Source organism: Pseudomonas sp. P7779 (assembly GCF_013386315.1).
GTDB lineage: Bacteria > Pseudomonadota > Gammaproteobacteria > Pseudomonadales > Pseudomonadaceae > Aquipseudomonas.
Genome location: NZ_JACARZ010000089.1, coordinates 46,446 through 72,933 on the forward strand (window position 1 = coordinate 46,446; position 26,488 = coordinate 72,933).

The following is a 26,488-nucleotide window of genomic DNA, read 5'->3' on the forward strand; positions in this document are numbered from 1 at the left end:
ATTGACTCATGGCCTGGATGCCTCCGCTGCACATCCTGCTGTCGCCGATCACCGCTGATACCGGCGCGCTGATCGAGCAGATTCAACTCAAGCCGTTGTTCTACGCCGCGCAAAAAGACGCGCTGGCCCGGGCCGGTGATGACGAGGACGATCAGTTCTTCGAACTGGCCAAACTCGCCACCGGCCTGTCGGAAAAAGAACTCGACCAACTCAAGCGTCCGGACTATGTGAGCATCGCCCAGTACGTGCACGACATGTCGACCCGGCCTGCCTCGTACTTCCTCGACGCCGACGAGCAGCCTCGCGAATCGGCGACCAGTGAGCACGTCTCGCTGCTGTTGCCGCTTGACACCGCCGGCCGCCGTCTCACCAGCCTGATCCTGGAAATGCCCGCCCTGCGTGCCACCAAGGCGATGAAAAAACTCGCCACCAACAAAGAGCGCGCCGAGTTCATCACTGCCCACTGCACCGGCCTGATGATCCCGGATCTCGCCGACCTCAGCGTGCCCGACTGGACCGAACTGCAGGGGCGCATCGACGATTTTTTAAACAAACCGGCGGACTTCTTTCGGAGCGCGACATCGAAGTAATTCTCGACATCGTGCCGCTCATTTACTCGGTAAATGAAGCGGAAATCCTGGACTGGGACGCCGGAAAAGCATTGCGCCGCTACGACATCGCGATCACTCGCCTTGGCGTCAAACAGGAGTAGAGCGGATGGCAGACAGTAAATTTGGATTGAGGTCGCTCATCGCCAGGGACGGCGAGGCGATTTACGGCTCGCTTGAAACGGCCGGGGCAGGCGCCAGCATCCAGCCGATTGCGCCGATGCTTGCCGGCCCGTCCTTGCTTGATACCGTACCCAAGGCCGTGCCGGGCCAGGAACTGGCGAATGTCGGTGCGCAACTGACGCAACTGGTCACGGGGCAGACCCGGCTCATCGACACGCTGGAGAGGTTCAACGGCTCATTGCTCGATGTGATGGGTGCCCTGAAAACCGGCAAGGGCAATAGCAAGGGCGGCGCCTCATCCGATACCGTCAAACCCTCGCAGGCGCTGGAAACGGCGATGACCGACCTGCATGAAGTGGTGGGGTTTGCCGGGCATGAGCGCACACAACTGCGCGAAGCCAACCTGGCCTTGGCGTCAGACCCGATGGTTGCCGCAAGTGGCGCAGATGCTGTCGACCTGGCAAGGGTGGAGCAGGTGGGGGCCCGGTCCGGCGTAGGCAAGGACCTTGAAACTCGCCAGGCTGATTTGCTGCAGTTCGCCCGCGATAGCGCGCTCATCGCCGCGGCCTTTCAGACCGATATCAAGACGGCCGGCGAGATGATGGGCGGCTGGCGTGGGTCGATGAAGCTGGATCGCCCGCAGGCGCTGGATCTGGCTGACGCCACCAACGTGCTGGGTTCCCACGCTTCGCTCAAGGCCGATGCGGTGGATATTGGTTCGATTGTGCGCCAGAGCACTGCGGCGAGAACGTCGGGCATGAGCCCCGAGCAGGTAGCGGCGTTTTCGGCGGCGTTGCTGACGGTTGGTAACAACCGGGCGTCTGCCGGGCTTGCGGTGGAAAAAGTCGGCGCCGCGCTGGCCAAGGGTGACGGTGCGTCCGAGGGGCAGCGTGCTGCCTGGGCAGAGCTCAAGCTTGACCCGAAGGTGCTTGCGGCAGGCATGAAGCAGGACGCACCGCAAACAGTGCTGACGGTCCTCGAGGCGCTCAAGGTGCAGCCCCAGGAAAGGCAGGCGGCACTGGCCACGCAGTTGTTCGACGGTAACCGCTCGATTCTGAGCCTGGTGCCGGTAATCGACACGCTGAAGCAGGCCTTTACGGCGGTGGCCGACAAGTCGACTTACGCGACTTCGGTCCTGGGAGACCAGGGCTCGGTCATGCGTTCGGCGACCGGGCGGGCAGACTCCACGCAAGCTCATGAACAAGCCTTCCAGGCCAGCACCACCCGCCTGGAGACAGCTTCCGATACGGCGATTGCCCCCCTGAAAAACGGCGCACTGACGGTGCTGACCTCAGTGGTCAATGGCTTGGGCTGGCTGGCTGAATCGCTGCCCAAAGCCACGGCCGCCCTCACATTGGCCGCGGTGGTGATGGTGCCGCTGGCGAAGAAGCTCGGCGGCACTGTCGTGGACAAAGTCTTCGACAAGGTCGCCGGGAAAGTCCTGGGCGAGGGTGACGCGCCCCGCGATGCCGGTGGCAACAAGTCCGACCCGTCCGGCAGCAAAGGGAAGTCACAAGGCAACGACACACGCCAGGGCGAGCGCACGCCAGGCAAAAAATCAGGCCCTGATGCGCCCACGAAAACCAACAGAGCCAGCCGAATCGCGAAGCGCGGTTCGTTGGCGTTGGTGGTGGCAGACGCGGGTGTCAATCTCATCAAGGGCGCGAGCAATGGCACCCTGAAAGAGTCCGTTGGCGCCAGTGTGGGGTCGATAGGCGGTGGCGTCGCGGGTGGTGTGGCCGGCGAGGTTGCAGGGCTGGCCATTGGGCGAGCCGTTGGCACGCTCGCCGGGGCGGCGCTGGGTTCGATTATTCCGGGCGCCGGCACAGTGTTGGGCGGTGTGATCGGCGGCTTTGCCGGCGGTGCAATCGGTAAGGTGGTGGGCGGCGTCGTCGGCACGTTCGTCGGCAGCGACGTCGGGGCGAGCCTGGGCGAGAAAGTCATGAGCAGCGACGACCGTCTCCCGCCACCTGAACAGGTCAGCCAAAGCCTTCCCAACGCTCAAACAGACAACCGGCAAATCAACTTCGCCCCGCAGATCAACATTACCGCACCCGAGCAGACCAGTTACCAGGCGCTGGCGGCGCTCGTCGTGCAACAGATCGAGGCGCAGTTTACGCCGCTGTCGATGGACAACCTGCTGGCGACGCGACGCGACGCGGCACTCACCGATGGAGCGGTTTAATGCGACAACAAATGGTGTTGGGCAGCTTTATTTTCGGGCTGTCGCGCGGGTTTGCCTACGCGACCCTCGACCGTAATAGTAGCGGTGGCTGGGTCGCGCTGGACATCATTGCCGGCAAACCCAAGTCCAGCCAGACCGGCCAGGCCCTCGAAACATTGACCTTTGCCGGCAAGGCGGCGCGTGGCATTGGCATGGCCAGGCTCGACGAACTGCGCGACTTGCAGGCCTTGCGTACACCGCTGCCGTTGGTGGACGGGATTGGCCGTAACTGGGGGCTGTGGACGATCAAATCGGTGGACGAGAAACAAGCCAACGTGATCGACGACGGCACCGCCATGCTGATCAATTGGACGTTGATACTGGAGGAATTCGTCAATGCGTAGAGTCCGAAGTATTGCCGGTGACTCCGTCAACCTGCTGCTCTACCGCGAACTGGGTCGCAGCGACGACGCTGCCGAGGAAGCACTGTGGCATCTCAACCCGGACCTCGCGGAACACGGGGCGGTATTGCCGGCCGGCATCGGTGTAATCGTACCGGAGCTGGACGCGCGGCCCGCCGCAAAAAAACCGGTTTCGGTTTGGGATTAAGGAGGAACCATGGCACTTGGATTCACACCGGCGGTGGAAATTTACGGGACCAATGCCGCGCTGCTCAACGAGCGATTACTGGAGTGGGAACACACCGATGCCGCAGGCTTCGTCTCCGACCAGCTCAAGCTGACCCTCGACATCGAAGGGCTTGAGGGATTGCCCAGCCTGGGTGGGAGGATCGGCCTGCGGGTCGGTTACCTGGAGACCGGCCTGGAGGACAAGGGGCTCTTCAAGATTACCCAGCGCACCCCGTACCTGTTACCCCTGCGCCTGGTGCTGGTGGCCACGGCGGCGCCGTTCGACCAGGACGAATTCAAACAGCGCCGCACAGCCAGCCATGGGCCAACCACCCTGGGCGCACTGTTCCGCCAACTGACCATACGTTATGGATTCTCACCCAGGGTCGCGCCGGATCTGGACGCTGAAACGATCGCTCACATCGACCAGACCAACGAAAGCGACATGAGCTTTCTGACCCGGCTTGCCAAGCGTTTTGATGCGGTGGCCAAGCCTGTCGACGAGCTGTATGTGCTGGGCCGTAAAGGCCAGATCACCTCGCTGTCGGGCAAGCCGCTGCAAGAAGTGCGGCTGTCGGTCACCCGTGATAACCGTCCGGGCGACCGCGCGTTTATCAGCGCCAGTTTTACCGAGACCAGCCGGGCCAAGTTCGAAGGGGCCAAGGCGTCCTGGTGGGATGCCGCTACCTGCAAGAAACGTGAGGTGGAGGTGGGCGGTGCGCCGTTCAAAGTCCTTGCCCAGCGCTACCAGAGCGAAGACGAAGCCAGGACGGCGGCCGAAGGCGAGATGCGCCGGGTTAGCCGTGAAGGCCTGCAGATCAATGTCATATGCCCCGGCAACCCGGCGTTCCAGGCCGAAGGGCTGCTGGTGCTGGATGAAACCTGGCCCGGCTTCATGCAGGGGCGCTGGTCCATCGACACGCTGACGGCCGTCGGCAAACGCAAGGAAAGCTACCGATGCACGATCAAGGCGAACGGATTGTCGTCACCGCAATGACGTGCTCGATCGGTTCCTTCTACCCACCCGCTTCGGCGGGTTTTTTATTGCCTGGTGAGATGCCATGAAGATAACCCCTCTGGTCAGTCATCTTCGGGATCACTGCCCATCGTTCAACCAACACATCCGCGCCGGCCTCGACCTCGACGCGCTGCAAAACCTGCCAGTGCTCGACTCACCCCAGGCGGTCGTGACGCCGATCAGTGACAAGGCCAGCCCTAACGCTGCGCAAAACAGCAGTCGCCAACCCCTGCGCGAACATTTTGGCGTGGTACTGGTGCTGGATTTGCCGGAGGGCCAGCAAGCCCAGGCGATGGACCAGCTGCATGCCTTGCGCGCCGAGGTCTGGCGGGCGCTGGTGGGCTACAGGCCCGAGGGGTTCTACGAGCCCATCCAGTACGACGCTGGCGAATGGCTGTTGCTCAGCAAGGTTCGCGGGTTGTACCGGCTGCGGTTTTTTCTCGAGAGCCAGTTGGGACGCAACCTCAGCACGCAGCCGGCGGAAACCTGGCTCGAGCTTGAACTGGACGCTTTGCCGTCCTTCAACGGGGTGACGGTGCGGGTCGATGCCATCGACCCGGCTGACACCAATCTGCAACGCCCAGGCCCCGACGGGCGCCTGGAAATGACGTTTTCTGCCGAGGTAAAACCATGAGCAAACGCATCACCGTACTGCCGGTTTCCGGCCGTGCCGTACCTGACCCGGAGGCGGGCGATCTGTTGCCGGCCGAAGGTCGCGAAGTCCCGGACAACGCCTGGTGGCGTCGACGTCTGGCCGATGGCGACATCACAACCAAAGCCGTCAAGGCGGCAAAAACACAGGGAGCCAAGTAATGGCGATCGGATTCAGTCATATTCCGGCGGACATTCGTGTGCCGCTGTTCTACGCCGAGATGGATAATTCGGCAGCCAATAGTGCGTCGTCGGCCCTGCGCCGATTGATCGTGGCCCAGGTCAACGACAACGTCACCAGCCCGGAAATCGGCAGCCTGGTGCTGGTATCGAGCGCGGCCATGGCCAAGCGTATCGGTGGCCAGGGTTCGATGCTGGCGTCGATGTACGAGACGTTCCGCAAGAGTGACCCGGTGGGCGAAATCTGGTGCCTGCCGCTGCACGGCACCGAAGGCAGCGCGGCCAAAGCCGAGCTCAAGCTGACCGGCGCCGCGACTCAAGGTGGCATTCTCAGCCTGTACGTCGGCGGCACCCGGGTTCAAGCGACCGTGATCAATGGTGCGACGGCTGCCGTGGCTGCCACCGCCCTGGCGCTGAAAATCAACGCCAGTGCCGACCTGCCGGTCAGTGCGGTAGCCGCCGATGGCACCGTCACCCTGACCGCCAAGTGGACCGGTGAGAGTGGCAACGACATCAGCCTGCAGCTCAACCGCCTGGGCCAGAGCAACGGCGAACAAACCCCCGACGGCCTGACCGCCGTGCTCGGCAAAATGGCGGCGGGCGCCGGTGTGCCGGACCAGCTCGCGGCATTGGCTGCGCTGGGCGACGAGCCGTTCGAGTTCATCTGCATGCCCTGGGCCGACACCACCAGCCTCAACGCCTGGCAAGCGGTGATGGATGACAACAGCGGTCGTTGGTCGTGGGCCAAGCAACTGTTCGGCCACGTCTACACCGCCAAGCGCGGCACTATCGGCACCCTGGTGGCGGCCGGGCAAGGGCGAAATGACCAGCACGTGACCATCCAGGCCATGGAGCCGGGCGTGCCGCAACCGTTCTGGGTCCAGGCCGCAGCATTGGCTGCACGCACGGCGGTGTTCATCTCTGCCGATGCCAGTCGTCCGACCCAAAGCGGCAGCTTGCCGGGCCTCGATCCGGCCGACGCGAGCGAGCGCTTCACTCTGACCGAGCGCCAATCGCTGCTCAACTACGGCATCGCCACCGCTTACTACGAAGGCGGTTACGTGCGCATTCAGCGGGCGATCACCACTTACCAGAAGAACGCGTTCGGCCAGGCGGACAATTCCTATCTGGACAGCGAAACCCTGCACCAGTCGGCCTTTATCGTGCGCCGCCTGCAGAGCGTGATCACCAGCAAGTACGGGCGCCACAAACTCGCTGCTGACGGCACGCGCTTTGGCGCCGGCCAGCCGATCGTCACCCCGAGCACTATCCGCGGTGAGCTGATTGCCCAGTACGCCAAGCTGGAACTGGAAGGTCATGTGGAGAACGCCGAGCTGTTCGCCGAGCACCTGATCGTCGAGCGCGACAGCCAGGACCCGAGCCGGGTCAACGTGCTGTTCCCGCCGGATTACGTCAACGGGCTGCGGGTGTTCGCGCTGCTCAACCAGTTCCGTTTGCAGTACGACGCGGCGGTGTAGGCCCCGCGCTTTTCGCAACTGATTCCAGCCCGCCGAGTGCGGGCTTATTTTTGGGAGAAACATCATGGGTCAACTGATTGCGGGCACCTGCTACGTCAAAGTGGACGGCGCTCAACTGACCATCAACGGCGGCTGCGAAGCACCGTTGATGGCCGTCAAGCGGGAAACCGTGGTGCCGGGTTTCTATAAGGAAACCGACATCACCCCGTCTTTCAAAGTTACCGCGCTGCACACGCCGGACTTTCCATTGAAGCAACTGATCGCCGGCACCGACATGACCGTCACCTGCGAATTCAACAACGGCAAGGTCTACGTGCTGGCCGGTGCCTACCTGGTGGAAGAGCCGGTGGCCAAGGGCGACGATGCCGTGATCGAGCTGAAATTCGAAGGCATCAAGGGGACCTGGCAATGACCGATACGGTGAAGCTGCAAGCGGCCATCGAGGCCCACGGCGAGTCATTGACCGAACTCACCCTGCGCCGCCCGACGGTGCAGGAGGTGCGGGCAATCAAGGCGCTGCCGTACAAGATCGACAAGGGCGAAGACGTGAGTCTGGACCTTGACGTCGCCGCCAAGTACATCGCCGTGTGCGCGGGTATCCCGCCGTCGTCGGTCAACCAGCTCGACCTGATGGACTTCAACGCGCTGAGCTGGGCCGTCGCTGGTTTTTTCATGAGTGCGGCGCAGGCTCCGTCGCCGAGCTGATTGCGGTGGCCTATGACCTGGCCTGGTTCTGGAAGGTTGATCCCGAACAGATGCTGGCCAGGCCTTTGGATACGCTCCGGGAATCCCTGGAGCATGCGCAACGGATCAATGCGATGCAGCAGGTGCAGTGATGGCAGAAGCTCAGAAAGTAGAAAGTACCGCCGTGCGCCTGACCGGCATCGAACAGCTGTCGCCCAAGCTTGCTGCGCTGCAGGCCATGGTCGGGCGCTTCAGGCAAAACCTGGAACAGACCGGTCTCGGCAAACTCGACGTCGCGGGCCTGGTAAAGGGCGGTGGGCTGGCGGCACCGTTTATCAGCGGTATCAATTCGGCGCTGGCGTTCAAGGCTGAGGTCGGCGAGGTCAATGCCGCCGTGGGGCAGGGCGTTACCGAAACGGCGGCGCAAGGGCTGAAGGATTTCAACGCGTCGCTGGACAAGGTGTCGGTGGCGTTTGGTACTGCGCTGTTGCCGGCCGTCACGGCGGTGGTGGTCGGGTTGGAGCCGTTGCTGACGACGGTGGCCCAGGTGCTCACCGAAAATCCGCAACTGGTGCAGGGCCTGGCTGCCGGCGCAGTAGCGTTTACCGCGATGCAGGCGGCCGTCACCGGCGTGTCTCAGGCACTGGGCTTGATGCAGCTGGTGCTCAGCGCCAATCCGATAGTTTTGGTGGCTGTAGGCATTGCCGTGGCGGCAGGCTTGATCGTTGCCAACTGGAAGCCGATTTCGGCATTTTTTGTCGGGCTCGGCGAACGGGTGATGGCGGCGATTGGAACCTTGGGCGATTTTTTCCAGACGGTCTTTGCGTTTCGTCCGCTGGAACAGGTGATGCGCTTGTGGGGGCCGATCACAGGCTTTTTTGCAGGGTTGTGGACGTCGCTGAAGGTAATGGCGCAGCCCTTGGTCGGCTTTTTCACCACACTGTTTTCCTGGTCGCCAATGGGTTTGATCGTCAACAACTGGACGCCGTTGAGCGGCTTTTTTGCGGCCCTCTGGGACTTGCTCAAGGCACTGAGTGTGCCGGTGGTCGAGTTCATGAAAAGCCTGTTCAGTTGGTCACCCCAAGGGCAAATCATTGCCAACTGGGGTGTGATCAGTGAGATGTTTGCGGCGATCTGGAGTGACTTCAAACTCACCGCGCTGGCGGCTTTTACCATCGTCAGCAGTTACTTCGATTGGTCGCCCCTGGACAAGGTTTCTGCCGTCTGGGGTAGCGTCAGCGGTGCATTCGCCTCGATCTGGGGCGATATCAAGTTGCAGGCCCAGGACGCCTTTGTAGTGTTGAGTGGCCTGTTCGACGACTGGCATCCGATGGAGCAACTTGAAGCCATGTGGGCACCGGTGCTGAGTTGGTTCACCGCGCTGTCGGAGAAGCTTGCGGTGATCACCGCACCGATTCGCAAGCTGTTCAACGGTGGGCTGGGTGAAGTGATCAACCAGGCGACCGGCAGTGTGCTGGAGTTGACCACCGAGCAACAGGAACGTAATGCCGAAAGCGCGCGCGATCCGTCCTGGTTCCGCAAGGGGCCTGGCTTGGTGTCACCGCTGGCGTCCAGCTCCAGTTCGCTGCTGCAACAAACCGCTGCCAACAACCGCACGCAGCTCAACGGCGATTTGCGGGTGAGCTTCGACAATGCACCGGCGGGCCTGCGGGTCGACCAACCCAGAACCAACCAGCCCGGCCTGAGCGTCACCCCACGTGTCGGCTACCGTTCCCTGTCCCTTGGAGGCTCCAATGAGCTGGCGTGATCGTTTGTTGCCGGCGTCGTTTCGTGGCGTCGGGTTTTGGGTTGACCAGGCGAAAGTCCCGGTCGGCAAGAAGGGCCAGTTGCACGAATACCCTCAGCGCGACCTGCCTTTTTTTGAAGGGCTGGGCCAACAGTCCAGGGTGCATGAGCTGACGGCATTTGTAGTGGGCGAGGATTGCCTGGAGCAACGCGACAAGTTGCTCAAGGCCCTGGAGGAGGGCGCCGGCGAGCTGGTGCACCCGTGGCTTGGACGGTTGCAGGTCAAGGTCGGCGAATGCGAGATGACCCAAACCCGCCAGGACGGCGGGCTGGTGACCTTTGCCCTGAAGTTCTATCCCGACGAACCTTTGAAGTTTCCCACTACGGCGGTCAATACCCGCCAGCTGTTGCTGGTGTCGGCCGACAGTTTGCTGGGTTCGGCGGTGCTGCGCTTTGAGCAGGCCGTCGCACTGGTGAAGCAGGCGCGGGTGGGCATCCAGGCGTTGCGCAATGGCCTGGCAGAGGTTTACCAGGTAATTGAGCAGCAGTTTGCCCCACTGATTCAGTTGTATGGCGACCTGAATGCCTTGGTCAAAGCCATCAAGGAAGTGCCCAAGGAATTGAGCGCCGAGTTCAAGGGCTTGCTCGGTGATGTGAAGGAGTTGAAGGCATTTGCCCGCAGCGGCTATCGTGGCATGTTGGCCAACCTCTCGCAGCAGGTGGAAGCGGCTCGCACTATCGACGTGCCGAAGCTGACCACCGGCAAGGACAGCGTGGCGGCGGTGCAAGCCACTGCCAACCTGGTACAGGATGCGTTGTGGGTGAAGATCGCCCATTGGCTGGCGGACGTACCGGTGGCGACCAAAGCGGTGACCCTCAGTACCACGCCATCCGTGGCGCAACAGGCGGCACAGCCGGTGCAGCGCCGCGAAGTGCCGGTGGCCGACGATGTGCTGGTGCTGCGTGACCTTCTGAACGAAGCCATGTGGCACGCCGCATTGAAGGCCGACGCCGGGCACTATGTTGCGCTGAACGACCTGCGCCAACAGATGTTCGCGCATCTGACGGCGGTGGCTTCGTCCGGTGTCCGGCTGGTCAATCTGACGCCGATGCGCAGCATGCCCGCCTTGCTGTTGGCCTATCAGCGCTTCGGTGACGCGACGCGAGTGGGCGAGGTGGTGCAGCGCAATCGGGTGGCCCACCCGGGCTTCCTGCCACCGGCGGACCTGCAAGTGGTCAGGGAGTAACCCATGAACGAGTTGGACAATGCCGTCACCCTGACCGTGGACGGCCTGGATTATGGCGGCTGGAAAAGCGTGGAAATCAGCGCCGACCTGGAGCGTCAATTTCGCACCTTCACCCTCAACATCACCTGGCAATGGCCCGGGCAAACCCTGGCGGCGCCGATCAAGCCCGGCGCCCGTTGCCAGGTACGCATCGGTTGCGACCTGGTGCTCACCGGCTTTGTCTTCAAGGCGCCCATCAGTTACGACGGCCGACAGATCAGCCTGAGTATTCAGGGCGGCTCAGTGACCCAGGACCTGGTGGACTGCGCAGCGATAAACCAGCCCGGCCAGTGGCGCGGGCAAAGTGTGCTGAGCATCGTCCGGGCGCTGACGGCCGCCTATGGCGTGGAGGTGCACAGCGAGATTGCCGAAACCGCGCGCCTGCATACCCACAGCATCGTGCCCGGGGAGACGGTATTTCAATCCATCGACCGCTTGCTGACGTTGTATCGGGTGTTCTCCACCGACGATGCGGATGGGCGCCTGGTATTGGCATCGCCCGGTAGTGCAGGGCGTGCGAATGACAGCCTGGAACTGGGCCAGAACATCCTTTCGGCTAACGCACCGATGGACTTCAGCTCGGTATTTTCCGAGTACCGCGTCATCGGCCAGCACAAGGGCGATGATCAGAAAAGTGCAGCGGCGGTCAGTGAGGTTTCAGGGATTTCCCGGGATGAAAAAGCCACGCGAAAACGCGTCACGGTGATCAGCGAACCGACGCAGTTGACCCCCGAGCTGGCCCAGCAACGCGCCGACTGGGAACGCGCCACCCGTACCGGAAAAGCCCTGACCACCACCTACACCGTGCAAGGCTGGCGGCAGTCCAACGGCGATTTGTGGCGCCACAACCTGTTGGTGCGGGTGATCGATCCGGTGCTGGGCTTTGACCAGGACATGCTGATCTCCAAGGTCACCTGGTCGCTCTCCGACCAAGGTTCGATCACCACGCTACAGGTGGCGCCGCCGTCCACCTTTGATGCCAATCCGTTGCCATCCGCTTAACCACCAAGGAATTTCCATGAGCTTACTGACTCGCCTGCTGGCGCGCGGCACTGTCGTGCTCGCCCACTCGGCCACCAAGCTGCAATCGCTGCAAATGCGCCTGACGGCAGGCGAAGTGAACGACGACATGGAGCACTTCGAACCCTACGGTTTTACCAGCAACCCTCTGGCGGGTGCTGAAGGCATCGCCACCTTCCTGGGCGGTGACCGCTCCCATGCCATCGTGCTGGTGGTGGCAGACCGTCGCTATCGCTTGCAGTCCCTGGCGCCGGGTGAAGTGGCGATCTATACCGACGAAGGCGACAAAGTTCATTTCAAGCGCGGGCGGGTAATCGACATTGAAACCGGCACCTTGAATATCCGCGCCAGCCAGGCGGTGAACATTGATACGCCGACCCTGACCCAGAGCGGCAAGATCATCTCCCAGGGCGACCAGATTGCCGGCGGCATCAGCCAGATCCGGCACGTGCATGTGGGCGTCCAGCCCGGCAGCGGTCAGACCGGTGCGCCGGCGGGAGGCCAGTGATGTTTGTCTCCGACAACCTGAAAAAGGCCCTGACCCGCTCGGTGCTGATCAGCCTGTTCACCTGGCGCCGTGCCGCACCCGACGATGCGGTTGACGATGACGAGCGCTTCGGCTGGTGGGGCGACAGTTTTCCCAGCGTGGCCGACGACCGTATCGGCTCAAGGTTGTGGTTGCTGCGCCGGGTCAAGCTGACCCGCCAGACGCAACTGGACGCCGAATTCTATGCCCGCGAAGCCTTGCAATGGCTGATCGACGACGGGCATTGCAGCGCCATCGAAGTCCTCAGTGAGCGCCTCGACGCCCAGCGGCTCAACCTGCGCACGCAGCTGACCATGGCCGATGGCGAGCGCCTGGACATCAACCCTGATAACAGTTGGCAGGTGATCTATGCCGTTTGAAACCCCTTCGCTGCCGGTGCTGATCAAACGCACCCAAAGCGACCTGGCCAGCGATTCGCTGCGCCAGTCCGATGCCCAGGTCCTGGCGCGCACACTGAGTGGCGCTGCGTTCGGCCTGTACGGTTATCTCGATTGGATCGCTGAGCAGATCCTGCCGGATACCGCCGATGAATCCACCCTGGAACGCATCGCTGCGCTGCGTTTGAACCAGGCACGCAAGGCGGCGGTAGCCGCCAGTGGCACCGTGAGTTTTACCGCAGCGGCGGGCGCGGTGCTGGATGTGGACACGGTGCTGCAAGCCAGTGATGGTCGCAGCTTCAAAGTCACCGCTGCCGGTACCACCCATGCAGGCCTCAACACCGCCACGGTGCAGGCGATTGATGCCGGCACGCTGGGCAACGCTGATGCCGGGCTGAGCCTGATCGCGGTCCAGCCGCTGCAAGGTATTGGTTCGACGTTTACCGTGCTGGCGCCGGGGTTGACCGGCGGTGTGGCACGAGAAACCCTGGAGTCGCTGCGGGCGCGGGTGATTCGTTCCTATCGCGTTATTCCCCAGGGCGGTTCGGCACAGGATTACGAGACCTGGTCCCTCGAAGTGCCCGGCATTACCCGCGCATGGTGTCGCGGCAATTACCTGGGGCCGGGGACGGTGGGGGTGTTCGTGATGCGTGACGACGACCCGCAGCCGATCCCCAATGCAGCGCAGTTGGCGCAAGTTCAAGCCCATATCGAACCGCTGCGGCCAGTGACCGCTGATGTGTATGTGTTGGCGCCGGTGATGAAACCAGTGGCTTATCAACTGCGCTTGACCCCCGACACCAGCGCCGTGCGTGCGGCCGTCGAGGCCCAACTGCGAGATTTGCACAATCGCGAAGCGGGGCTGGGCGACAGCTTGTTGCTGACCCACATCGCCGAAGCCATCAGCACCGCCACCGGTGAGACCGATCACACACTGACAAGCCCGCTGGCGGACGTTACGGCGGCGACAAACCAGTTACTGGTGTTTGGAGGTATCACATGGCTGGGATAAGGACGGCTGGCCAGTACGAGGAGCAACTGATCGCCCTGTTGCCCAGCGGTCCGGCCTGGTACCTGGAGACCATGCCGCAGTTGCAGACGGTGCTCAAAGGCATCGCCGAAGAACTTACGCGCATCGACGCCCGTGCCTGCGACCTGCAAAACGAAATGGACCCCGTGACCGTCAGCGAACTGGTGCCGGAGTGGGAAAGGGTGATGCAACTGCCCGACCCTTGCCTGGGCTTGAGCCCGCTGTACGACGACCGTCGCCTGGCGGTGCGTCGACGTCTGTTGGCGGTGGGCAGCCAGCGCGCCGCGTACTACATCGAAATCGCCCGCAGCCAGGGTTATCCCGACGCCAGTGTCACTGAACATCGCGCCCCGCGCATGGGCCGCTCACGGTTTGGCGCGGCGCATTTTGGCACCTGGCAGGCGCACTTCATGTGGACGCTCAACACCGGCGGCCGCCAGCACTTGGGGCGGCGGTTTGGGGCGAGTTATTGGGGAGAGCGGTTTGGCGTCAACCCGGGCAATGCCCTGGAGTGCCTGATTCATCGCAGCGCACCTGCTCATACGCAGGTGCACATCAATTATGACTAGAGGATAGAAGCGTGGATTATCCAAAGAGTGTGCCCAGCGTTGGGCTGGTGAATGGCAAGTTTGTGGATGAAAACCCGGTGACCGGGACGCCGGGGAGTTTGATTCCGGCGGCTTGGGGGAATGGGGTTACGCAGGAGATTTTGAATGTGCTGGCGGCGGCGGGGATTGCGCCGGATGAGACGAAGACCGATCAGCTGGCGCAAGCGTTGAGTGTGTTGAGTGATTGGTTGAAGTTGAGGAATAAGCCGACGACGTTGGCAGGTTACGGCGTGACAGATGCGCTTGGCATTGGCCAATATGGATTGGGGAGCAACGTTGCGCCCACCGTCGCGATTGACGCTGTTGGGCTACCCGGTGGTTTTTACTATTACGGCTCCGGCAATACCAGTTTTGTCAATTACGTTGGGCTGGTGAACATCCCGTATGGAGATGGAACCTACGCCGGGCAGATCGGTTTTCAGCAGGGCAATACAGAACCGGATATCTACGTTCGCGGGTGTTCTCAGGCGAAGGTTTGGAGTCCGACGCGAAGGCTTTGGCATTCTGGAAACCTTGATCCTGCATCGATGGTGGTTCCGGTCGGTACGACGATTCAGTATTGCGGTGCCGTAGCACCGACCGGCTTTTTGAAAGAAAACGGGGCGGAAATCTCACGCACCGTATATGCCAAGCTTTTTGCCGTTATTGGAACAACTTACGGTGCAGGAGATGGCAGCACTACATTCAACTTGCCCGATAGTCGAGGCGAGTTTATCCGCGGCCTGGATGATGGCCGGGGCGTTGATCCAGGCCGCAAAATCGGCAGTTATCAAGGTGATCAAATTCAGGGGCATCGCCATAACCTAACTTGGGGGCAAGGGACCACTGGTTCGGGTGTTGTAGGGAATAATATCGCCAATTTTCCCAGTGGCTCGACACTGACGCAGATAACCGCTCCGGTGAGTGATGGAGTTAACGGGGAGCCACGAGTTGGACTTGAAACCCGGCCTCGTAATACTGCCCGCCTTATGTGCATAAAATATTGAGATTAGTTATGAATGAGCTATCCCTTGTTGTTTATCAAGCCCATCCGGTTACAGGTGAATATGTCGGCAGCGTGTACGCTGACCCGGATCCTCTTACTTCTGATTGCTGGATTGTTCCGGCGATGGCGTTTATAGAGGCTCCGCCTGTAGTGGGGGAAGGGTTTACCGTTGTTCATATTGCTGGTAGCGACAGTGCCTGGAGCGTTGTGGCGGACTTGCGTGGTGATGTTTATCACACTGATACAGGTGAGAAGGTTCAATGGCAGCAGCTTGGTGAACTGCCGGAGGGCGTAACTTCCAAGCCATGGCCTGGCCCTGGTTATGTCTGGAAAAACGACAAATGGGTGCTTGATGAAGCACAGCATACTTTTGCATTAGCTGATATCGAGCGTCGCTGGAGAGATTCAGAGATCGATAATGTCAAGTGGTTGCGGGAGCGCCATCGTGATGAGACAGACCTGAACCTGGACGCTGCAACGCTGACAGAACAACAGTTTTCCCAACTGTTGGAATATCTTCAGGCCCTGCGTAATTGGCCGCAGGGTTCGAAGTTTCCAGTCTCCGAGTTTCGGCCGGTTAGGCCGGACTGGATAGTTGGCCTTGTTCAATAGTGCTGTGCTCATGAGTTCGGAGGTTTTTTCATGCCGATAACCCAAAATGATCTTGTGCGAATCATGCCTAACGCCCGCTCCCAAGCGGGCGTTTTCGTATCTGCGCTGAACACAGCCATGTCCAACCGCCAAATCACCACACCCAAACGCATCGCCGCCTTCCTCGCCCAAATCGGCCACGAATCCGGCGAACTGCGCTACGTACGTGAACTGGGCAGCGATCAATACCTGAGCAAATACGACACCGGTACCTTGGCCGCCCGCCTGGGCAACTCCCCAGAAGCCGACGGCGATGGCCAGAAGTATCGCGGCCGCGGCCTGATCCAGATCACCGGCCGGCGCAACTACCTGGCGTGCAGTCAGGCATTGTTCGGCGATGAGCGTTTGTTGCACCAACCGGAGTTGCTGGAGACGCCGCAATGGGCGTGCGAATCTGCCGCGTGGTTCTGGCAGAGCAATGGCTTGAACGAACTGGCTGACAAGGACCAGTTCACCACGATCACCCGGCGCATCAATGGTGGCCTCAACGGTCTGGAGAACCGTATGCAACTGTGGGCGCGGGCGAAGGCGGTGTCATGGGCTTCCTGACGTCGTATCGCCTGCTTGGGTTTTGCCTGTTGTTCGCAGTTTCGGCGGGTGTTGCCTGGCAGGTACAGACTTGGCGATATGGCGCACAACTCGAGCACCTGCAGGCTCTGCATGCCGCAGCACTCAGCCAGCAACAACAGGCCGAACAGGACAAACGGCTGGCACTGGAGCAACAACTCAGCGTCAGCGACCAACAACACACCCGGGAGCTTTCCGATGCACAACGCGCTCAGGCTCACCTGCGGGATCGCCTGGCCACTGCTGATGTGCGGTTGTCAGTCCTTCTCGACGCCAGCGATTCAGCCAGCGGCTGTGCAATGCCAGCCACCGCCCCCTCCGGCAGCCTGGTTCATGGCGCCCCGCGAGCCCGACTTGACCCGGCGCATGCTCAACGAATTATCGGCATCACCGACGACGGCGATAACGCAATGATCGCCTTGCGCGCCTGCCAGGCGTATGTCCGGGCCGTCGCGCGTTAGTCTCTTGTAACTTGCATGGCCCATGGGCTCCTGTAGGGTAGGCAAACGCCCGTCCACTCCAGGAGATGACCGTGAAGGAAATTACTCAACTCGCCGCTGAACTTGGCCGACGCTTGCAGGTTCTCAATGCCCACGTCACGACGGCCGAGTCGTGCACCGGCGGCGGTATCGCCGAGGCAATCACGCGGATTCCCGGGAGTTCGGCCTGGTTCGAGGCGGGCTATGTCACGTATTCCAATCGCCAGAAGACGCGGCAACTGAATGTGTCGGAAGCTCTGTTCCCCAAGGTCGGTGCCGTCAGCCGCGAAGTGGTGGAGGCGATGGTGCGGGGTGCCCAGGAGAAGAGCCTGGCGCGTTTTGCCGTGGCCGTCAGCGGCGTGGCCGGGCCCGATGGCGGTTCGCCGGACAAGCCGGTGGGCACCGTATGGCTGGCCTGGGGCGTGGGCGATGAGGTTACCGCCGAGCTCGAACACTTCCCCGGCAACCGCGACGAGGTCCGCCGACAAACGGTAAAGGCCGCGCTAGAGGGCTTGTTGCGACGAGCTGCAGCAGAAATAGAAAATCAGGGGTAGGCGATCACGGATCTTTGTGGAACAATACTGTCTACTTATACAGGTGTTGGCCGCCAGGCCTTATTGATTACGTGAGGACTTTAATGGACGACAACAAGAAGAAAGCCTTGGCTGCGGCCCTGGGTCAGATCGAACGTCAATTCGGCAAGGGTGCCGTAATGCGTATGGGCGATCACGACCGTCAGGCGATCCCGGCTATCTCCACTGGCTCTCTGGGTCTGGACATCGCGCTCGGCATTGGCGGCCTGCCAAAAGGCCGTATCGTTGAGATCTACGGTCCTGAATCTTCCGGTAAAACCACCCTGACCCTGTCGGTGATTGCCCAGGCACAAAAAATGGGCGCCACCTGTGCGTTCGTCGATGCCGAGCACGCCCTGGATCCTGAATACGCCGGCAAGCTGGGCGTCAACGTTGACGACCTGCTGGTTTCGCAACCGGACACCGGTGAGCAAGCGCTGGAAATCACCGACATGCTGGTGCGCTCCAACGCCATCGACGTGATCGTGGTCGACTCCGTGGCAGCCCTGGTACCCAAGGCTGAAATCGAAGGCGAAATGGGCGACATGCACGTGGGCCTTCAAGCCCGCTTGATGTCCCAGGCCCTGCGTAAAATCACCGGTAACATCAAGAACGCCAACTGCCTGGTGATCTTCATCAACCAGATCCGGATGAAGATCGGCGTGATGTTCGGCAGCCCGGAAACCACCACCGGTGGTAACGCGCTGAAGTTCTACGCTTCGGTCCGTCTGGACATCCGTCGTACTGGCGCGGTGAAGGAAGGTGACGAGGTTGTCGGTAGCGAAACCCGCGTTAAAGTCGTGAAGAACAAGGTGGCCCCGCCGTTCCGTCAGGCCGAGTTCCAGATTCTCTACGGCAAGGGTATCTACCTGAACGGCGAGATGATCGACCTGGGCGTGCTGCACGGTTTCGTCGAGAAATCCGGTGCCTGGTATGCCTACAACGGCAGCAAGATCGGCCAGGGCAAGGCCAACTCGGCCAAGTTCCTTGCGGATAACCCGGATGTTGCCGCTACGCTCGAGAAGCAGATCCGCGACAAGTTGCTGACCCCGGCACCTGACGTCAAGGCTGCCGCCAACCGCGAGCCGGTTGAAGAAGTAGAAGAAGTCGACACTGACATCTGAAGCAAACGATGAGCGTTGTCCTGGATACACCCGTCGCCGTAAGGCGCACTGCAATGGACCTGCTCGCACGGCGCGAGCATGGTCGAGTCGAGCTGACGCGTAAGCTGCGTCAGCGTGGCGCAGATCCCGAGATGATCGACGCAGCCCTTGACCGTTTGACGGAAGAAGGGCTGCTGTCGGAGTCCCGTTACCTCGAAAGTTTCGTCTCCTACCGAGCCCGATCCGGCTATGGCCCTGCACGAATTCGTGAAGAGCTGAGCCAGCGTGGCTTGCAGCGTGCTGATATCGAACTCGCGTTGCGTGAGTGCGGCATCAGTTGGCAGGCACAACTGGAAGAAACCTGGCGGCGCAAGTTTGCCGGTCATCTGCCTATTGATGCGCGTGAGCGGGCTAAGCAAGGTCGCTTCCTGAGTTATCGCGGGTTTTCGATGGAGATGATCAGTCGCCTGTTGAGCGGTCGGGATATGGATGACTGAAGGCTGCGCCTGGTAAATGGTTGCTCTGATCACTACGGGGCTTGGTGTGGCGAGGGAGCTTGCTCCCGCTGGGCTGCGCAGCAGCCCCAACCTGCGCATCGTTCTACCTGACACAACCCAAAAGGCCCGCTATGAAAATAGCGGGCCTTTTTTCGTTTCAGTGTCAGGTCACGCCGTCTCCGTCACCCGCTGCTGCGTTTTCCCCTGAGCCTGGGCCCAGTTTTCCGGCAAGTTGATGTAATCCACCAATTCCCGCAACCGTCCCTGATCACGCCCGTTGAAGTTGAACACCAGCCGCGTCAGATGGCTGAAGCTTGGCTCGTCATGCTCTTCGCCGGTGTACGCGATTTGTTGGAAGTCGCCACTGAGGCGAAGGCTGGCGAACGCCTCCTGCAGGTGGGCCAGTGCGCGGTCACTCAACGGATGATTCATGCGAATCACAAACTGGCGCTTCAGCCAGCGGGTGGAGTGGAAGTTGGCGTAGAACTGGTTGATTTCGTCCACCGCCTCTTCGGCGCTGTACACCAGGCGGACCAGCTTGAGGTCGGTGGGCAGGATGTAGCGATTGGCCTCAAGCTGGCTGCGGATAAAGTCCAGTGCGCCTTGCCAGAAGCTACCGCCTGGTGCATCCAGCAGTACCACCGGTACCAGCGGGCTTTTGCCGGTCTGGATCAGGGTCAGCACCTCCAGCGCTTCATCCAGGGTACCGAAACCGCCCGGGCACAGGATCAAGGCGTCGGCTTCCTTGACGAAGAACAGCTTGCGGGTAAAGAAGAAGTGGAAGGACAGCAGGTTCTCGGTGCCATCGATGGTCGGGTTGGCGTGCTGTTCAAAGGGCAGGGTGATGTTGAACCCCAGGCTGTGCTCCAGGCCGGCACCCTCATGGGCCGCCGCCATGATGCCGCCGCCACCGCCGGTGATCACCATCAGATCCGAACGGGCCAGGACCGCGCCCACCTCCCGGGCCAGTGCGTACAACGGGCTTTCCACCGGCGTGCGCGCCGAGCCGAACACCGTGACTTTGCGCCGCCCCTTGAACTGTTCGAGCACGCGGAAGGCGTGGTCCAGTTCCCGTATCGCCTGCAAGGTGATCTTGGCATTCCAGCGGCTGCGGTCGTCCTGGGCCATGCGCAACACGGTGAAGATCATGTCGCGATAAAGGGGAATATTCGGGCTGTTGGGCGCAATCAAATGGAGTTGCGCGTCGACCTGCTGCGTGAGGTCGGTGCCGTTTTCTTCAAATTGACGGATCAGGAGTTCATTCGGTTCGTAAGGCATTCAACTTCTCCTTCTTCACAGAACCCTGGGTGCCGGCGAGAAATTCGTCGGGACCACGACACTGCATGTGTCGTTGCCTCTGATTAACGAGGTGGGCGAAACCGGTTCTGTATATTCCTTATGATTAAAAACCTTTGCATTGCACGCTCAGGAGGGCAACCCTCTTTTGCCCTGAAAATGTTACAGGACGGTGTGAAAACCCGATGTTCCAGGCGTTCAGGATGAATTGATCATGAGCCTATAAAGTCTTGGCTGGCAACCGCTTATTGATCACTTCTGAGGGAGTTTAGACGCTGCCGCGAGCGGACAATGGCGGAGAGTGCAGAGGGGGATATTGCGCGCCGCTGGTCAGCGGCGCGCGACAGGAGGTGTCACTTACTTTTTCTTCTTCGCGGCAGCCGGTGCCGGGCAATCTGCTTCCTGGAACTTCACCGAAGCTACCGGGCGGTTGGTTTTGTTCTCGGTGATTTCATAGCGCATGATCGCGCCCTTGGCCATCAGCTCGCGGTAACCCTTGTTCAGGCACACACTTTGGCCGAGCTGGAAGTACACAGCCTTGGGGTTGGCGCGCATTTGCTCGGCGCGGTCGGGCAGTACGCTCAAATGGTCAATCAGCTGCAAGCCTTCAACGGTGTAGGCAACTTCCAGGGTCTTTTCGTCAATTTCCCGTGGCAGTTCTTTGTTGGTTTCCTCTGCGACGCTTTGCAGCTTCCTGTTCAGTTGAGCCTCCAGCAACGAGGCCGCTTGGGCACCCAGAGGCAACACCAGCGCGAGGGCGACGGACGGAACTACAAGGCGTGGCATAAGACGCAGCATGAAACTCTCCTGATTCGGTTACTGGTGCATAGACCAGCCACTGCGCTGTGCGTTCAGTGGCGCGGGATTATAGGTGACCGCTTGCCCCTAGGGCCAGCCTATTGCCGGGAAGTGCAGGTGGCCGGGGGCGGCTCTGGTAAACTGCGGTAACTTTTGCCTTCCGAGTTCTATCCGTGTCGATTTCCACTTCCCTGCGGCGCACCCGATGAGCCATGCCGTCTCCCGTTTGCGCACGCAGCGCCTGGCCCGTGCCGTAAAACCGTTTGTAGCGCGAGGCTCGCGGGCCGAACGCTGCCCCGGCTGCCGGGTGATTCCCGAGTACTGCCTGTGCGCCTGGCGGCCCAAGGTCCAGGCCAGATCCGGCATGTGCCTGCTGATGCACGACGTAGAGCCGATGAAACCCAGCAACACCGGCTGGCTGATTGCCGATGTGATCAACGACACGACCGCGTTCCCCTGGTCGCGCACTGAGGTTGAGCCGGAGTTGCTGACCTTGCTGGCCGACCCGCAATGGCAGCCATACATCGTCTTTCCCGGGGAATTCGTGGCCCCGGAGCGGGTGGTCCATCAGGTCAAGCTGGAGGAGGGCAAGCGCCCGCTGTTCATTTTGCTGGACGGCACCTGGAGCGAGGCGCGCAAGATGTTCCGCAAGAGCCCGTACCTGGAGCACTTGCCGGTGCTGAGCCTGGCGCCCGAGCAACTGTCGCGCTACAAGCTGCGTCGCTCCAAGCGTGATGACCACTTCTGCACCGCCGAAGTCGCCGCGCTGTGCCTGGAGCTGGCTGAAGATGCCGCAGCCAGTGAAGTCCTGGATGCCTATCTGGACGTATTCAGCACTCACTACCTGGCCGCCAAGTTTCAACTGGCGCTGGACCCGGCCGATGTCGTCCATACTCGCCTTGCACCTTATCTATAGGTGTCATTGCCAGCCGACCTTTGCATGATGGCCGCGCAAACGCGCAGCCCGCTAAAATAGCCACGGGCGTAGCGCTTGACCACCCAGGCTACGCTGGGCATGCTTGGCGCCGATTGGGGCGCTGTCACAGATTGGATACGTCGCTTTTTGACGTTGAGCGCGCCCTTTGGTGACTGCTGGCCTGGCAGCCACCTTGCGCGTTGGCGAGCACTGAACCCATCAGTGCCGCCCTAAAAAACAGGATCATTTAATAAATGGCCACATACGAAATCCTGATTGCCGATGACCACCCGCTGTTTCGCAGTGCGCTGCACCAGGCGGTCACGTTGGGCCTGGGGCCGGATGTACGCCTCGTCGAAGTCGCCAGCATTGCCGAGCTGGAAACCCGCCTTACCGAAAAGTCCGACTGGGACCTGGTCCTGCTGGACCTGAACATGCCGGGTGCCTACGGTTTTTCCGGGCTGGTGCTGCTGCGTGGGCAATACCCGCAGATACCGGTGGTGATGGTGTCGGCCCAGGAAGAGGCGTCGGTGGTGGTGCGCTCCAAGGAGTTCGGTGCCAGTGGTTTCATTCCCAAGTCCAGCTCCATGGAAGACATCCAGAAAGCCGTGCGCACGGTGCTGGATGGCGATGTCTCCTGGCCGCCGCAGGCCTTTGAAGAGATCAACGTCTCCGACGAAGCCAAGGCCGCGCGTGATGGCCTGGCCAGCCTCACGCCCCAGCAGTTCCGCGTATTGACCATGGTCTGCGAAGGTCTATTGAACAAACAGATTGCCTACGAGCTGAGCGTGTCGGAAGCGACCATCAAGGCTCACGTCACGGCGATCTTCCGCAAGCTCGGCGTACGTACGCGAACCCAGGCGGCGCTGCTCTTGCAACAACTTGAGTCAATTTCGCAGCATTAAGACGCTGTTCATTCACGTTTTTTTGACTTTGCTTGCTCTAGTTTCCCCACACCTTTTTGCTCAGTTGCCTACTCTATGTCGCCTTTCAAGGGTCAAACCGGTATCAAACGTATTTTCAACGCAGGCGGATATTCCCTGGATGGCCTGCGTGCGGCTTTCACCGGCGAGGCGGCGTTTCGTCAGCTGGTGTTGCTCAATGTCATCCTGATCCCGCTGAGTTTCTTCCTTAACGTCAGCCGGGTAGAGCGGGCGCTGCTGATCGCCGTGTGCCTGCTGGCATTGATCGTCGAGTTGCTCAACTCCGCCGTCGAAGCGGCGATCGACCGGATTTCCCTGGACCTGCACCCCTTGTCGAAAAATGCCAAGGACATGGGCAGCGCCGCGCAGTTCGTAGCGCTGACCATGATTACCCTGGTGTGGGCCGTGATCCTGATCTAGGCAATGGTCGGCAGTACGATCTCGTCGCTGCGCTGCACCCCGGCGGTGAACGACCGGCACAGCTCGAGGAATTCGCGCATCGCCGAGGTCTGGTACTTCTGCTTGTGCCAGATGAAGTAGAACTGCCGGGCCAGGTCCAGGTCCGGGGTTTCCACCGGTACCAGGCTGCCACGCCGGAAGGCGTCGCGCAGCGCCAGCCGGGAAATGCAGCCAATCCCCAAGCCTGATTCCACCGCGCGTTTGATTGCCTCGGTGTGTTCCAGCTCCAGGCGGATATTCAGCGCGCTGCGGTGATGCCGCATGGCCTGGTCAAAGGTCAGGCGTGTTCCAGAGCCTTGTTCCCGCAGGATCCACGCTTCATGGGTCAGCTCTTCCATGGTCGCCTGGCCGCGCTTGGCCAAGTGATGCTGGGGTGCGCAGAACACCACCAGTTCATCTTCCACCCAGGTTTGCACCTCGATGTCCGGGTGGCTGCAGTCGCCTTCGATTAGACCCAGATCAATTTCGTAGTGCGCCACCTGATGCACGATATGCGCAGTGTTCTGCACGTGCAGCTTCACCTGGCTCTCGGGATGCTGCTGCATGAAGCTGCCGATCAGCAGCGTGGCCAGGTAGTTGCCGATGGTCAGCGTGGCCCCGACCGCCAGGGAGCCGAAGCCCGACTTGCCGTTGAGCAGGTCCTCGATCTCCTTGGCCTGGTCCAGCAGTGCCACCGCCTGGGGCAATAGCTGGTGACCGAGGGCGTTGAGGCTCAGGCGTTTGCCCGCGCGGTCGAACAACTGGCAGCTGGATTGACGCTCCAGCTCGGTAATCGACGTGCTGGCGGCGGATTGAGATAAGGCCAGAAGGCCAGCAGCGCGCGAGACGCTTTCCTGCTGGGCGACGGCGACGAAGACTTGCAGTTGACGTAGAGTAAATCGCATATCGATATAACCGATAACCCTTATCTTAATAATCCAGTTAACAGATATTGTCGCCGCCATTAGAATGCTGTGCAATTGCGCATCCATCATTTGGCGCAGACCCATTTCCAGGAGTCCCCCGTACATGAGCAACATGAACCACGAGCGTGTCCTCAGTGTTCATCACTGGAACGACACTCTGTTCAGCTTCAAGTGCACCCGCGATCCGGGCCTGCGCTTCGAGAACGGTCAGTTCGTGATGATCGGCCTGCAACAGCCCAACGGCCGCCCGCTCATGCGCGCTTACTCGATTGCCAGCCCGAACTGGGAAGAGCATCTGGAGTTCTTCAGCATCAAGGTGCCTGATGGCCCGCTGACTTCCCAATTGCAGCACTTGAAGGAAGGCGACGAGATCATCATCAGCAAAAAACCGACGGGCACCCTGGTGCTTGACGATTTGAAGCCGGGCAAGCACCTGTACCTGCTCAGCACCGGCACTGGCCTGGCGCCGTTCATGAGCGTGATCCAGGACCCGGAAACCTACGAGCGTTTCGAAAAAGTGATCCTGTGCCACGGCGTGCGTTACGTCAACGAAGTCGCCTACCGCGAATTCATCACCGAGCACCTGCCGCAGAACGAGTTCTTCGGCGAGGCCCTGCGTGACAAGTTGATCTACTACCCGACCGTGACCCGCGAGCCGTTCGAAAACGAGGGCCGCCTGACCGACCTGATGCGCAGTGGCAAGCTGTTCAGTGACATCGGCCTGCCGCCGATCAATCCTGAAGACGACCGCGCCATGCTGTGCGGCAGCCCAAGCATGCTGGATGAAACCAGCGAAGTGCTCAACAGCTTCGGTTTGAAGGTTTCCCCGCGTATGCGTGAGCCGGGCGACTACCTGATCGAGCGTGCGTTCGTCGAGAAATAAGCGCGACGCAAAAAAATGTGGGAGCGGGCTTGCTCGCGAAAGCGGTGTAACAGTCACCAGATATATTGACTGATCCACCGCTTTCGCGAGCAAGCCCGCTCCCACATTTGTTTCCGGTTTACCCGGCCGACACGACTTCCAGCACACAAATCATCCCGGCTTCGGGATAGTGCCAGCGCACATCAACATCCCAGAACTGCGCCCCGTATTCCCGCTCCGGCCCCGGCGTCTGGTACGCCGGCCGCGGATCCTGCGCCAGGCACTGCTCGATCAACGCCACCAATGGCTCGCCAAGGCGCTGAGCGTGGCCTTCTGCCTGTTGCAGCGCAGTCTTCAGCCACTGCACGGGAATCAGCTGTGGCGCAGCGCTGGCGATGCTGTTGGTCGCAGTGTCAACTATGTCTGCGTACGGCACGTACGGCTTGATGTCGAGAATCGGTGTGCCATCCAGCAGGTCGATCCCGGATATCCACAGGCGCCCATCTTCCACCTTGTCCAGCTTGACCACTGACTGGCCGATGCCGTTGGGCCGGTGCGTCGCGCGGGTGGCGAACACGCCCATGGACGTGTTGCCACCCAGGCGCGGCGGGCGCACTTTCAGGCGGGGCTTGTCTTCCAGCGCCTGGTGGAACAGGAACAGCAGCCACACATGGCTGACCTGTTCCAAACCCTGCACCGCCTCACCCTGGTCGAATGGCGCCACCAACTCCAGCACGCCCCGGGCGGCAGGCGCCAGTTGTGGCTGGCGCGGGATGGCGAACTTCTCCTTGAAGCAGGAGCGGACAAAGCCGATGGGCGAGACGCTGTAGTTCACGGGTTTAGGCGCGAACGCGCAGGGTCAAGCCCTTGAGGAAGTTGCGCAACAGCTGGTCACCACAGGTGCGGTAGTTGGTGTGGCCGAACTTGCGGAACAGTGCGCTCAGCTCAGGCTTGGACACCGGGAACTCGGAGGCCTTGAGGATTGCGTGCATGTCGTCTTCCTTCAGTTCGAAGGCCACGCGCAGTTTCTTCAGGACGATGTTGTTGGTCACCGGCAGTTCGATCGGCTGCGGTGGACGGCTCTCGTCCTTGCCGCGCTTGAAGATCACCAGGCCATCGAGGAAATGCGCCATGACTTCGTCCGGGCAGAACACGAAGCCTTCTTCCTCGTCTTTCTTGAGGTAGGTCAGCAGGTCGTCCTTGGTGACTTCCATGCCGCCGAGCTTGATGATCTCGACCATCTTGTTGTCGCTGATGTCGAGCATGTAGCGCACGCTGCGCAGTACGTCGTTGTGAATCATGGTGGGCAATCCTGGTCATTCAACT

Annotated in this window: 34 protein-coding genes; 29 read left to right on the plus strand and 5 right to left on the minus strand. The window is 61.0% G+C overall.

Features of this window, described 5'->3' with window-relative positions; all coding sequences use genetic code 11:
* Positions 1-8 precede the first annotated feature (8 nt).
* The 25 genes from HX869_RS24350 (at position 9) to recX (ending at position 19,003) form a co-directional block, all read left to right on the plus strand.
* Entirely contained in the window at positions 9-590 is a 582-nt protein-coding gene (locus tag HX869_RS24350) for a phage tail assembly protein (protein ID WP_177022715.1), read from the plus strand.
* A gap of 127 nt (positions 591-717) precedes the next feature.
* Positions 718-2,916, plus strand: coding sequence for a phage tail tape measure protein (locus HX869_RS24355; RefSeq protein ID WP_178903771.1), 2,199 nt, complete (start codon positions 718-720; stop codon positions 2,914-2,916).
* Complete coding sequence (locus HX869_RS24360) at positions 2,916-3,299, plus strand: phage tail protein (protein WP_003208656.1); 384 nt, start codon at positions 2,916-2,918, stop codon at positions 3,297-3,299. Before HX869_RS24355 ends, HX869_RS24360 begins: the two co-directional genes overlap by 1 nt.
* The gene (locus HX869_RS24365; protein WP_003208655.1) at positions 3,292-3,504 is read left to right on the plus strand and encodes a tail protein X; all 213 of its coding nucleotides are present in this window, start codon (positions 3,292-3,294) and stop codon (positions 3,502-3,504) included. The genes HX869_RS24360 and HX869_RS24365 overlap by 8 nt, the downstream gene beginning before the upstream one ends.
* Positions 3,505-3,513: 9 nt before the next feature.
* On the plus strand, positions 3,514-4,521 hold the full coding sequence (locus HX869_RS24370; RefSeq protein WP_178903772.1) for a phage late control D family protein: 1,008 nt from the start codon (positions 3,514-3,516) through the stop codon (positions 4,519-4,521).
* Between the two features lie 64 nt (positions 4,522-4,585).
* On the plus strand, positions 4,586-5,176 hold the full coding sequence (locus tag HX869_RS24375; RefSeq protein WP_178903773.1) for a hypothetical protein: 591 nt from the start codon (positions 4,586-4,588) through the stop codon (positions 5,174-5,176).
* The gene (locus tag HX869_RS24380; RefSeq protein ID WP_087695298.1) at positions 5,173-5,355 is read left to right on the plus strand and encodes a DUF2635 domain-containing protein; all 183 of its coding nucleotides are present in this window, start codon (positions 5,173-5,175) and stop codon (positions 5,353-5,355) included. Before HX869_RS24375 ends, HX869_RS24380 begins: the two co-directional genes overlap by 4 nt.
* Complete coding sequence (locus HX869_RS24385; RefSeq protein ID WP_178903774.1) at positions 5,355-6,851, plus strand: phage tail sheath subtilisin-like domain-containing protein; 1,497 nt, start codon at positions 5,355-5,357, stop codon at positions 6,849-6,851. The genes HX869_RS24380 and HX869_RS24385 overlap by 1 nt, the downstream gene beginning before the upstream one ends.
* 64 nt (positions 6,852-6,915) lie before the next feature.
* On the plus strand, positions 6,916-7,263 hold the full coding sequence (locus HX869_RS24390; protein WP_010170089.1) for a phage tail tube protein: 348 nt from the start codon (positions 6,916-6,918) through the stop codon (positions 7,261-7,263).
* On the plus strand, positions 7,260-7,556 hold the full coding sequence (locus HX869_RS24395; protein WP_102369827.1) for a phage tail assembly protein: 297 nt from the start codon (positions 7,260-7,262) through the stop codon (positions 7,554-7,556). The genes HX869_RS24390 and HX869_RS24395 overlap by 4 nt, the downstream gene beginning before the upstream one ends.
* Before the next feature lie 5 nt (positions 7,557-7,561).
* Positions 7,562-7,687 carry a hypothetical protein gene (locus tag HX869_RS31625; RefSeq protein ID WP_010170085.1) on the plus strand — a complete coding sequence of 42 codons (126 nt, stop codon included), beginning with the start codon at positions 7,562-7,564 and terminating at the stop codon, positions 7,685-7,687.
* Positions 7,687-9,303 carry a hypothetical protein gene (locus tag HX869_RS24400; protein WP_178903775.1) on the plus strand — a complete coding sequence of 539 codons (1,617 nt, stop codon included), beginning with the start codon at positions 7,687-7,689 and terminating at the stop codon, positions 9,301-9,303. The genes HX869_RS31625 and HX869_RS24400 overlap by 1 nt, the downstream gene beginning before the upstream one ends.
* The gene (locus tag HX869_RS24405) at positions 9,290-10,528 is read left to right on the plus strand and encodes a DNA circularization protein (protein ID WP_178903776.1); all 1,239 of its coding nucleotides are present in this window, start codon (positions 9,290-9,292) and stop codon (positions 10,526-10,528) included. Before HX869_RS24400 ends, HX869_RS24405 begins: the two co-directional genes overlap by 14 nt.
* Before the next feature lie 3 nt (positions 10,529-10,531).
* Positions 10,532-11,569, plus strand: coding sequence for a phage baseplate assembly protein (locus HX869_RS24410; RefSeq protein WP_178903777.1), 1,038 nt, complete (start codon positions 10,532-10,534; stop codon positions 11,567-11,569).
* A gap of 16 nt (positions 11,570-11,585) precedes the next feature.
* Complete coding sequence (locus HX869_RS24415) at positions 11,586-12,095, plus strand: phage baseplate assembly protein V (protein WP_017480159.1); 510 nt, start codon at positions 11,586-11,588, stop codon at positions 12,093-12,095.
* Positions 12,095-12,493 (plus strand): phage GP46 family protein, encoded by a 399-nt coding sequence (locus tag HX869_RS24420; protein ID WP_178903778.1) that lies wholly within the window; start codon positions 12,095-12,097, stop codon positions 12,491-12,493. The genes HX869_RS24415 and HX869_RS24420 overlap by 1 nt, the downstream gene beginning before the upstream one ends.
* Positions 12,483-13,523 (plus strand): baseplate J/gp47 family protein, encoded by a 1,041-nt coding sequence (locus HX869_RS24425; protein WP_178903779.1) that lies wholly within the window; start codon positions 12,483-12,485, stop codon positions 13,521-13,523. Before HX869_RS24420 ends, HX869_RS24425 begins: the two co-directional genes overlap by 11 nt.
* Positions 13,511-14,110, plus strand: a complete 600-nt coding sequence (locus HX869_RS24430) for a YmfQ family protein (protein WP_177122739.1) — start codon at positions 13,511-13,513, stop codon at positions 14,108-14,110. Before HX869_RS24425 ends, HX869_RS24430 begins: the two co-directional genes overlap by 13 nt.
* 11 nt (positions 14,111-14,121) lie before the next feature.
* Entirely contained in the window at positions 14,122-15,135 is a 1,014-nt protein-coding gene (locus tag HX869_RS24435; protein ID WP_178903780.1) for a tail fiber protein, read from the plus strand.
* Between the two features lie 8 nt (positions 15,136-15,143).
* Positions 15,144-15,746 carry a hypothetical protein gene (locus tag HX869_RS24440; protein WP_178903781.1) on the plus strand — a complete coding sequence of 201 codons (603 nt, stop codon included), beginning with the start codon at positions 15,144-15,146 and terminating at the stop codon, positions 15,744-15,746.
* Positions 15,747-15,809: 63 nt separating this feature from the next.
* Positions 15,810-16,334 (plus strand): glycoside hydrolase family 19 protein, encoded by a 525-nt coding sequence (locus HX869_RS24445; protein ID WP_372241985.1) that lies wholly within the window; start codon positions 15,810-15,812, stop codon positions 16,332-16,334.
* Entirely contained in the window at positions 16,322-16,813 is a 492-nt protein-coding gene (locus tag HX869_RS24450) for a lysis system i-spanin subunit Rz (RefSeq protein WP_178903783.1), read from the plus strand. Before HX869_RS24445 ends, HX869_RS24450 begins: the two co-directional genes overlap by 13 nt.
* A gap of 71 nt (positions 16,814-16,884) precedes the next feature.
* Positions 16,885-17,385, plus strand: a complete 501-nt coding sequence (locus HX869_RS24455) for a CinA family protein (protein ID WP_177022729.1) — start codon at positions 16,885-16,887, stop codon at positions 17,383-17,385.
* Between the two features lie 83 nt (positions 17,386-17,468).
* On the plus strand, positions 17,469-18,527 hold the full coding sequence (gene recA, locus HX869_RS24460; protein ID WP_003208645.1) for a recombinase RecA: 1,059 nt from the start codon (positions 17,469-17,471) through the stop codon (positions 18,525-18,527).
* Between the two features lie 8 nt (positions 18,528-18,535).
* Positions 18,536-19,003, plus strand: coding sequence for a recombination regulator RecX (gene recX, locus HX869_RS24465; RefSeq protein ID WP_003208644.1), 468 nt, complete (start codon positions 18,536-18,538; stop codon positions 19,001-19,003).
* 168 nt (positions 19,004-19,171) lie between these two features.
* Here recX and HX869_RS24470 read toward each other — a convergent pair whose 3' ends face one another.
* Both HX869_RS24470 and HX869_RS24475 read right to left on the minus strand, forming a co-directional pair.
* Complete coding sequence (locus HX869_RS24470; RefSeq protein ID WP_003208643.1) at positions 19,172-20,281, minus strand: TIGR00730 family Rossman fold protein; 1,110 nt, start codon at positions 20,279-20,281, stop codon at positions 19,172-19,174.
* 375 nt (positions 20,282-20,656) lie between these two features.
* Positions 20,657-21,097, minus strand: a complete 441-nt coding sequence (locus HX869_RS24475; RefSeq protein WP_003208640.1) for a PA3611 family quorum-sensing-regulated virulence factor — start codon at positions 21,095-21,097, stop codon at positions 20,657-20,659.
* Positions 21,098-21,302: 205 nt separating this feature from the next.
* Here HX869_RS24475 and HX869_RS24480 point away from each other — a divergent pair, with 205 nt between their 5' ends.
* From HX869_RS24480 to HX869_RS24490, 3 genes are all read left to right on the plus strand, one after another.
* Positions 21,303-22,013 (plus strand): tRNA-uridine aminocarboxypropyltransferase, encoded by a 711-nt coding sequence (locus HX869_RS24480; RefSeq protein ID WP_177019277.1) that lies wholly within the window; start codon positions 21,303-21,305, stop codon positions 22,011-22,013.
* Between the two features lie 254 nt (positions 22,014-22,267).
* A complete protein-coding gene (gene erdR / locus HX869_RS24485) occupies positions 22,268-22,918 on the plus strand; it encodes a response regulator transcription factor ErdR (RefSeq protein WP_003208636.1) in 651 nt (216 codons plus the stop codon).
* A gap of 75 nt (positions 22,919-22,993) precedes the next feature.
* Entirely contained in the window at positions 22,994-23,356 is a 363-nt protein-coding gene (locus tag HX869_RS24490; protein WP_003208635.1) for a diacylglycerol kinase, read from the plus strand.
* Here HX869_RS24490 and HX869_RS24495 read toward each other — a convergent pair.
* Entirely contained in the window at positions 23,353-24,279 is a 927-nt protein-coding gene (locus HX869_RS24495) for a LysR family transcriptional regulator (RefSeq protein WP_003208633.1), read from the minus strand. The two genes, HX869_RS24490 and HX869_RS24495, sit on opposite strands and share 4 nt — an antisense overlap.
* 124 nt (positions 24,280-24,403) lie before the next feature.
* Here HX869_RS24495 and fpr point away from each other — a divergent pair, with 124 nt between their 5' ends.
* Positions 24,404-25,183, plus strand: coding sequence for a ferredoxin-NADP reductase (gene fpr / locus HX869_RS24500; RefSeq protein ID WP_003189055.1), 780 nt, complete (start codon positions 24,404-24,406; stop codon positions 25,181-25,183).
* Between the two features lie 118 nt (positions 25,184-25,301).
* Here fpr and tsaA read toward each other — a convergent pair whose 3' ends face one another.
* Together tsaA and HX869_RS24510 are read right to left on the minus strand one after the other, a co-directional pair.
* Positions 25,302-25,997 carry a tRNA (N6-threonylcarbamoyladenosine(37)-N6)-methyltransferase TrmO gene (gene tsaA / locus HX869_RS24505; protein ID WP_003208631.1) on the minus strand — a complete coding sequence of 232 codons (696 nt, stop codon included), beginning with the start codon at positions 25,995-25,997 and terminating at the stop codon, positions 25,302-25,304.
* Between the two features lie 4 nt (positions 25,998-26,001).
* Positions 26,002-26,463 (minus strand): DUF1456 family protein, encoded by a 462-nt coding sequence (locus tag HX869_RS24510; RefSeq protein WP_003208629.1) that lies wholly within the window; start codon positions 26,461-26,463, stop codon positions 26,002-26,004.
* Positions 26,464-26,488: the final 25 nt, after the last annotated feature.

What these genes read in the sequence shown, in the direction of transcription:
- HX869_RS24385 (WP_178903774.1), top strand. Translation starts at nt 5,355, where the DNA reads ATGGCGATCGGATTCAGTCATATTCCGGCGGACATTCGTGTGCCGCTG.
- HX869_RS24480 (WP_177019277.1), top strand. Translation starts at nt 21,303, where the DNA reads ATGAGCCATGCCGTCTCCCGTTTGCGCACGCAGCGCCTGGCCCGTGCC.
- HX869_RS24430 (WP_177122739.1), top strand. Translation starts at nt 13,511, where the DNA reads ATGGCTGGGATAAGGACGGCTGGCCAGTACGAGGAGCAACTGATCGCC.
- HX869_RS24375 (WP_178903773.1), top strand. Translation starts at nt 4,586, where the DNA reads ATGAAGATAACCCCTCTGGTCAGTCATCTTCGGGATCACTGCCCATCG.
- HX869_RS24410 (WP_178903777.1), top strand. Translation starts at nt 10,532, where the DNA reads ATGAACGAGTTGGACAATGCCGTCACCCTGACCGTGGACGGCCTGGAT.
- HX869_RS24365 (WP_003208655.1), top strand. Translation starts at nt 3,292, where the DNA reads ATGCGTAGAGTCCGAAGTATTGCCGGTGACTCCGTCAACCTGCTGCTC.
- HX869_RS24390 (WP_010170089.1), top strand. Translation starts at nt 6,916, where the DNA reads ATGGGTCAACTGATTGCGGGCACCTGCTACGTCAAAGTGGACGGCGCT.
- HX869_RS24415 (WP_017480159.1), top strand. Translation starts at nt 11,586, where the DNA reads ATGAGCTTACTGACTCGCCTGCTGGCGCGCGGCACTGTCGTGCTCGCC.
- HX869_RS24450 (WP_178903783.1), top strand. Translation starts at nt 16,322, where the DNA reads ATGGGCTTCCTGACGTCGTATCGCCTGCTTGGGTTTTGCCTGTTGTTC.
- HX869_RS24420 (WP_178903778.1), top strand. Translation starts at nt 12,095, where the DNA reads ATGTTTGTCTCCGACAACCTGAAAAAGGCCCTGACCCGCTCGGTGCTG.
- HX869_RS24355 (WP_178903771.1), top strand. Translation starts at nt 718, where the DNA reads ATGGCAGACAGTAAATTTGGATTGAGGTCGCTCATCGCCAGGGACGGC.
- HX869_RS24370 (WP_178903772.1), top strand. Translation starts at nt 3,514, where the DNA reads ATGGCACTTGGATTCACACCGGCGGTGGAAATTTACGGGACCAATGCC.
- HX869_RS24425 (WP_178903779.1), top strand. Translation starts at nt 12,483, where the DNA reads ATGCCGTTTGAAACCCCTTCGCTGCCGGTGCTGATCAAACGCACCCAA.
- HX869_RS24490 (WP_003208635.1), top strand. Translation starts at nt 22,994, where the DNA reads ATGTCGCCTTTCAAGGGTCAAACCGGTATCAAACGTATTTTCAACGCA.
- HX869_RS24495 (WP_003208633.1), bottom strand. Translation starts at nt 24,279, where the DNA reads ATGCGATTTACTCTACGTCAACTGCAAGTCTTCGTCGCCGTCGCCCAG.
- HX869_RS24440 (WP_178903781.1), top strand. Translation starts at nt 15,144, where the DNA reads ATGAATGAGCTATCCCTTGTTGTTTATCAAGCCCATCCGGTTACAGGT.
- HX869_RS24405 (WP_178903776.1), top strand. Translation starts at nt 9,290, where the DNA reads ATGAGCTGGCGTGATCGTTTGTTGCCGGCGTCGTTTCGTGGCGTCGGG.
- HX869_RS24400 (WP_178903775.1), top strand. Translation starts at nt 7,687, where the DNA reads ATGGCAGAAGCTCAGAAAGTAGAAAGTACCGCCGTGCGCCTGACCGGC.
- fpr (WP_003189055.1), top strand. Translation starts at nt 24,404, where the DNA reads ATGAGCAACATGAACCACGAGCGTGTCCTCAGTGTTCATCACTGGAAC.
- HX869_RS24360 (WP_003208656.1), top strand. Translation starts at nt 2,916, where the DNA reads ATGCGACAACAAATGGTGTTGGGCAGCTTTATTTTCGGGCTGTCGCGC.
- HX869_RS24470 (WP_003208643.1), bottom strand. Translation starts at nt 20,281, where the DNA reads ATGCCTTACGAACCGAATGAACTCCTGATCCGTCAATTTGAAGAAAAC.
- HX869_RS24380 (WP_087695298.1), top strand. Translation starts at nt 5,173, where the DNA reads ATGAGCAAACGCATCACCGTACTGCCGGTTTCCGGCCGTGCCGTACCT.
- recX (WP_003208644.1), top strand. Translation starts at nt 18,536, where the DNA reads ATGAGCGTTGTCCTGGATACACCCGTCGCCGTAAGGCGCACTGCAATG.
- erdR (WP_003208636.1), top strand. Translation starts at nt 22,268, where the DNA reads ATGGCCACATACGAAATCCTGATTGCCGATGACCACCCGCTGTTTCGC.
- HX869_RS24350 (WP_177022715.1), top strand. Translation starts at nt 9, where the DNA reads ATGGCCTGGATGCCTCCGCTGCACATCCTGCTGTCGCCGATCACCGCT.
- HX869_RS24445 (WP_372241985.1), top strand. Translation starts at nt 15,810, where the DNA reads ATGCCTAACGCCCGCTCCCAAGCGGGCGTTTTCGTATCTGCGCTGAAC.
- HX869_RS24475 (WP_003208640.1), bottom strand. Translation starts at nt 21,097, where the DNA reads ATGCTGCGTCTTATGCCACGCCTTGTAGTTCCGTCCGTCGCCCTCGCG.
- HX869_RS24395 (WP_102369827.1), top strand. Translation starts at nt 7,260, where the DNA reads ATGACCGATACGGTGAAGCTGCAAGCGGCCATCGAGGCCCACGGCGAG.
- recA (WP_003208645.1), top strand. Translation starts at nt 17,469, where the DNA reads ATGGACGACAACAAGAAGAAAGCCTTGGCTGCGGCCCTGGGTCAGATC.
- HX869_RS24510 (WP_003208629.1), bottom strand. Translation starts at nt 26,463, where the DNA reads ATGATTCACAACGACGTACTGCGCAGCGTGCGCTACATGCTCGACATC.